The organism is Lentzea pudingi (genome assembly GCF_014646255.1).
Lineage (GTDB): Bacteria > Actinomycetota > Actinomycetes > Mycobacteriales > Pseudonocardiaceae > Lentzea > Lentzea pudingi.
Genome location: NZ_BMNC01000042.1, coordinates 1 through 5,915 on the forward strand (window position 1 = coordinate 1; position 5,915 = coordinate 5,915).

A 5,915-nucleotide genomic window follows, 5' to 3' on the forward strand; every position below is an offset into this window, starting at 1 on the left:
CACGAACACTTCGGCCTCAACAACGAAGTCACCCTCTAAACGTACGACTGGGCACCGAGAGAGCGGTTTCCCCCGCCTCACGGCTGCCGTACCGCCGGAACACGCGCAGAGCCGCAGCGCCCATCAGCGTCGCGGCTTTGCCATCTCCACACGCCCGCAAAGCCGCCGCGAGATCGCGCTGAGTCCGCGCCCGCCACAGCGGCAGATCCAGCTCGTCCCACCGGCGCACGACCTCATCGAGGCTGCGGACCGCGTCGTCGATGTCACCACGCGCCAGTTGCAGCTCGCCAATCGTGCGCGTGACCAACGCACCGCCGAAACGGTCACCGGCTTCGGCACAGGTGTCCAGGCACGGTCCCAGCAGCGACGCCGCCTCATCGTGCCTACCGAGCCGGACCAATGTCTTGGCGATGGCCTGCGCGGAGTACGCGAGCATCAGCCTGTCGCCGGTCGCGACGAACAGCTCGTGCGCCTGCCCGCACACGGCGATCGCGCGGTCGTACTCACCGACCGCGCGGTGCAGCACCCCGATCGACCGCATGGCCAGCGCCTCCTGTGCCGTCGCACCGGCGGTCCGGGCGGCTCGCACTGCCTTCCCGGTAGCCGTCCATCGCCTCATCGAACCGCCCTCGTTCGGCGTGGACCATGCCCCGTGATCGCGCGGCCTGAGCGAGCAGTCGCCCGTCGTCGGCGGTACGGAGCACCGCAACGGCCGACGACAGGTTGCTCAGAGAAGCGTCGAACAAGCCCCACTCCCGTTGCACCACACCGAGAGTCAGCCGGGCTTGAGCCGCGCCGATCTGGTCGCCCGCTTCCCCATACCGGTCGACCGCCAAGCTGTAATGGACGCTCGCTTCGGCAAAGCGATCTTCGCGATAGCACCGGTCACCGAGGTCGAGCATGTGTTCAGCATCGGTCGGGTTGTGTGTCGCCGCGCTGGAGACGACGAGATCTCGTGCCGCGCGCAACGCGGTGCCCGGCTCCGCCGCCAGCTCACGCACCAGCACGGCACGTCCGTCGGCGAACGCCGCCAGCGCCGCGTCGGTTCTACCTTCCCGGTGCAGTGTCCGCACGAGCAACGCGCGCAACGACTCCCGCAGCGGGTGTTCGTCGATCAGCGCGCGCAGCTCGGCGACTGCCGGCGCGCTGTCGACCGTCGCCTCGACGCGGCTCTCGATCGCCTCCAGACGGGCCTCGTGCAGTCTGGTCCGCCAGCGCTCGACCCATCCCCCGTCCGCCCCGGCGAGCGCAGGCCCACGCCATTGCGCCTCGGCAGCCCTCAACTCCGCCACCCCGTCGGCGACGTGGCCGATGCGGATCGCGGCCAGCCCGGACTCCACCAGTGAGGCGAAGACGTGACAATCCACCGCCGAGCGCTCGACCTCCAGCACGTAGCCATCTCCGACGTGCGGAACCCTCATCGGGGCGACCAGTGCGCGCAAGTTCGACACGTAAGTGTGCACCAGCCCGCGTGCGCGTTCCGGCGGGGCGTCGCTCCACAGGGCATCGATGATCCGCTCGACCGGCACCGGCAGACCCGCCCGTTCGGCGAGCACGGAGAGCAGGATGCGGACCTTGCGTCCGGGCGGAGTGATCCACCCCCTATCCGTCCGCACCTCGACGGTCCCGAGCAGGCGGATCCGGATGTCGTCGTCGCCGGTCACGATCGCAGCGTAGCGCCGTGCAGAAAAGCTGAAGGGCTGGCCCGCACCATGTCGGTATGTGGATGAAGCGTGTCGCCAGAGTCTGGCGAAGTGTTCTGCTGTCGACAGTGCTGGTCGTGGCGACCTTGGCGCCTACCGGACCGGCCGCGGCCGCAGTGCCGACGGGCAACGGCCTGATCGGCTGGGACAGCCTGCGCAGGCTCGGTGATCTGCCTTACCTGAGCCCACCCGGCGTGGAAAACCGGCAGTCCTCCAGTTACGCCAGGGACGGCAGCAACAACGACGGGTTCGACGGCACCGACTCGTGCCTGCGGGAGTCCGAGTCGGGGTGTGTGATCGCGGAGGACTCCGGCGCAGGCGAGATCACCTCGATCTGGTTCACCCGTGACAACGGCGACGTCACCAGGACCGGGCGGATCACGATCGAACTCGACGGCCGGGCGGTGGTCTCGGCACCTCTGCAGGACGTGGTCAACGGTGCGCTGGGCGCGCCGTTCGCACATCCGCTGGTCGCCAATGCCGATCAGGCCTCAGGTGGCGTCTACGTCAAGGTCCCGATGCCCTACCGGACGTCGATGCGGGTCACCGTCGAGCAGAACCCGCTGTTTCACCACGTCGGCTACCGGCACTTCCCGGACGCGACCGGGGTGCGCACGTTCGACCCCGCCGACCGCGCCGAGGACGTGCTCGCCTTGCTGCGCGCGTCGGGCACTCGCGACCCCAAGCCCACACTGCCCGGCGCGACCACCCGGCAAGGCAGCGTTGTCTCGGGCGCCGGCAGTGAGGTGGAGATCGGCCGGTTCACCGGTCCGGGCACGGTGACGAGCCTGCGGCTGCGGCTGCCCGGCGCGCAGCGGTCCGACGCGGTGCTGGCGGGCCTGCGGCTGAGAATGACGTTCGACGGGCGCGGCACAGTGGACGCGCCGATAGGCCAATTCTTCGGCTCGGGCCTGGGTCAGGCGCCGGTGCGGTCGTTGATGTTCGCCATGCAAACTGAGTCGACGGGCTCGTATTCGGCGTGGTGGCCGATGCCCTACCGCCAGGACGCCCGGATCACGCTCGTCAACCGCGCCGGCACAACCGTCGCGCCCGTCGAGTTCGAGGTGACCACCGCTCCGGAGTCGCGGTGGAGTTCGGAGCTGGACGCGAACGGTCCGGCGGGGCACTTCACCGCGATCAGCAGGCGAGGGCCGGTCGTGGAGGGGCAGGACTGGATGTTCGCCGACATCGCGGGTCGCGGCAAGTTCGTTGGCGTGTCGCACACGATGGAGGGCGGCATCCCGGACGGCAACACCCGCGGCTATCTGGAGGGCGACGAGCGGGTTTACGTCGAAAGCATGGCGTCGCCAATGATGTACGGCACCGGCACCGAGGACTTCTACGAAGCGGGCTGGTACTTCAACCGGGGCGCGTTCAGCGCGCCGTTCACTGGCAACACCAAACACGAGCTGCGGCAAAGCGGCTGCGCGATCGAGTGCGACTCGACGTACCGGCTGATGATCAACGACGCCGTGCCCTACACCAGCTTGCTGCGCTTCGGCATCGAGCACGGCGCGCAGAACGACGCGCCGGGCACCTACGGCAGCACCGCGTTCCTATATACGCAGCCGTCGATGACAACGCTGCACACCGACACGCTCGACCTTGGTGACGCGGCGAGCCGCTCGGCGCACAGCTACACCGATGGCGCTGCGTCCACGTACGTGGTGGACTCGGTCTACGAAGGCGACGCCGACCACGAGGTGATGCGGGACCAGGTGCGGGCGACCACCGCGCGGATCGAATTCCGGATGACCCTCGTGCCCGGCAACCGCGGTGTGGTGCTACGTCGCACCGCCGACCAGGCCACTGCCGGGCAGTCGGCGCGGGTGCTGGTGGACGGTACAGCGATCGGCACCTGGCACCGGCCGATGGGCAACGGCCAGCAACGGTGGCTGGACGACGCGTTCACGCTGCCCGCCTTGGTGACCGCCGGTCGATCCACGATCACGGTGACACTGGAACCGGTGGCCGGCAGCCCTGCTTGGTCCGCCGCGGCCTACTCGGCGACGAGCGTCGTCGCACCCTTCACCGACACCCTGGCTCCGAGCGCTCCCGGTGGCGTCGGCGTTGTCGGCAGCCGGGAGCACGCCCTCACCATCTCGTGGTCGCCGTCGGGCGACAACGTCGCCATCGCGGGGTACCGGGTGTACGGCGCACCCACCGCGGACGTGCCAGCGACAACGCAGAACCTGCTGGGCACGGTAACTGGGACGGTGTTCCGGCATGGACCGCTGCGGGCTGGTGAGACCAGGCACTATCGAGTGCTCGCGGTCGACGCGGCCGGCAACGTCGGCCCGTCGTCGTCGGCGGTGGTGTCAGGGCGCACGGTTGCGCCCACGGCGTCGGACGTCACCGGCGACGGCAAGGATGACATTCTCGAGTTCACCCGGCAGACGAGCGCGGATGTGCTGGTGTCCGCGTCGGACGGCACCCGGTTCGCGCCCGCCGCCGGTAAATGGCACGAGCACTTCGCTCCTGGTCAGGAGATCCCGCTGACCGCTGACGTGAACGGGGACGGGCGCGACGACATCGTCACCTTCGTCAACGACGCGTCCGCGGATGTGTACGTGGCCTTATCCACCGGCTCCGGCTTCGGTGCGGGCGTGAAATGGCATGACCATTTCGCGCCGACCGGCGAGGTGCCCGCGGTGGGTGACGTGGACGGTGACGGACGCGCGGACATCATCACCTTCACCCGAGGCGCTGCGGGCGACGTGTACGTGGCTCTGTCCACCGGCTCCGGCTTTCGTGCGGGCGTGAAGTGGCACGACCACTTCGCCACCGGCACCGAAACCCCGCGGGTGGGCGATGTCGACGGCGACGGACGCGACGACATCATCACGTTCACCGGAGGCACGGCCGCGGATGTGTTCGTGTCCCTGTCCAACGGCACGCGGTTCGTCCAGGACGGTTGGAAGTGGCACGACCACTTCGCCATCGGCGGAGAGGTGCCCGGAGTGTCAGATGTGGACGGTGACGGTCGCGACGACATCGTCACGTTCACCAGGGGCATCACCGGTGACGTGTACGCTGCGCTGTCGTCGGGCACGTCGTTCCGGGCGGGTGTGAAGTGGCACGACCACTTCGCCATCGGCACCGAGACCCCTGCTCTGGCCGACGCCGACGGTGACGGCCGCGGCGACGTGGTCACGTTCACCCAGAGCACCACCGGTGACGTATTCGTGTCACTGTCAGATGGAACGCGGTTCGTCCAGATTGGCGGCAAGTGGCACGACAGCTTCGCCTTCGGGCAGTCGCTGCCGCAGCCAAGCCTCGTGTTGTAAGCGCACCTTAGTGTGGGGGCCGGCGCCGCGAAGTGCCGACCCCTACGCGAACCTCAGTCCAATTTACGGCGCACCGGGACGTCGTCGACTTGGAGCCAGGTGTTTCCTTCCAGGCCCAGGGTTCGGCGACCAGAGGTGGTCAGTGAGCGATGCCGACCGCCGCGTCCAGATGCTCGAACCCACTGCTGTCCTGCGACCACACGTCGCGGTCGGCGCGCAGCGGAACCACCGACGGCACGGCGTTCTCGCAGGTCGACGTCAGTCGATCCGTCTCAGCTTCGATGCGGTCCGGCATGTCGCTACTCCTGCTCGGCAGCGAGGAAATGGGTAACTCCGGCCGTCACCTCGTACAAATCGCGGTACCGCCGGTAGTACCGTTCGTAGCGCTCACTGTGGCTCTCGGCGGGCTGAACAGTCGATACGACCGGGTTCCAGGCCTCCTGAACGATCGGGATGCTGATCGCCTCGGCGGCGAGCATCGCATCACCGAGGCAGGCGCCGACGGTTTCAGCGGGCATGTCCTGAACCGCGCCGATGACGTCCGAGACGATCTGCGGCCACAGTCCCCCACGAGTGCCGCCCCCGACAGCCACCATGCGTCGGCCTGTCCCGCCCGCGGCCCGCATGGCCTCCAGGTTGTACCGGACGCCATACGCCGTCGCCTCCAAAACCGCGCGGTAGAGTTCCGCGCTACCGCGCCCGGTGGTCAGACCAGCCAGCACGCCGCGTGCTCGCGGGTCGAACAGCGGTGTCCGTTCACCCGCGAAATATGGCAGCAGGAGCAGCCCGCGCGCGCCCGCCGACACCTCGGTGGCGACCCTCGCGAGCTCGGTGAAGTCGCCGCCCACCAGCCCGCGCAGCCAGTCGGTGACCGCACCCGAGGTCGCCATACCGGCGGCGAGGGTGAAGGAACCCGGATTTCCCC

5 protein-coding genes are annotated in these 5,915 nt (G+C 68.8%); 1 reads left to right on the forward strand and 4 read right to left on the reverse strand.

The genetic code is table 11. The features are described 5' to 3' along the window. Positions 1–28: 28 nt before the first annotated feature. On the reverse strand, positions 29–526 hold the full coding sequence (locus IEY88_RS43775) for a tetratricopeptide repeat protein (RefSeq protein ID WP_189160794.1): 498 nt from the start codon (positions 524–526) through the stop codon (positions 29–31). Next, complete coding sequence (locus IEY88_RS43780; protein WP_189160795.1) at positions 504–1,664, reverse strand: AfsR/SARP family transcriptional regulator; 1,161 nt, start codon at positions 1,662–1,664, stop codon at positions 504–506. Before IEY88_RS43780 ends, IEY88_RS43775 begins: the two co-directional genes overlap by 23 nt. Positions 1,665–1,780: 116 nt before the next feature. Here IEY88_RS43780 and IEY88_RS43785 point away from each other — a divergent pair, with 116 nt between their 5' ends. Further along, on the forward strand, positions 1,781–4,990 hold the full coding sequence (locus tag IEY88_RS43785; RefSeq protein ID WP_189160796.1) for a DUF2961 domain-containing protein: 3,210 nt from the start codon (positions 1,781–1,783) through the stop codon (positions 4,988–4,990). Between the two features lie 139 nt (positions 4,991–5,129). Here the strand turns inward: IEY88_RS43785 and IEY88_RS43790 are convergent, their stop codons facing one another. Continuing rightward, positions 5,130–5,285, reverse strand: a complete 156-nt coding sequence (locus IEY88_RS43790; protein ID WP_189160797.1) for a hypothetical protein — start codon at positions 5,283–5,285, stop codon at positions 5,130–5,132. Between the two features lie 4 nt (positions 5,286–5,289). Next, positions 5,290–5,915 (reverse strand): FGGY-family carbohydrate kinase (locus IEY88_RS43795; protein ID WP_268241305.1); only part of this gene is annotated, 626 nt, incomplete at its 5' end.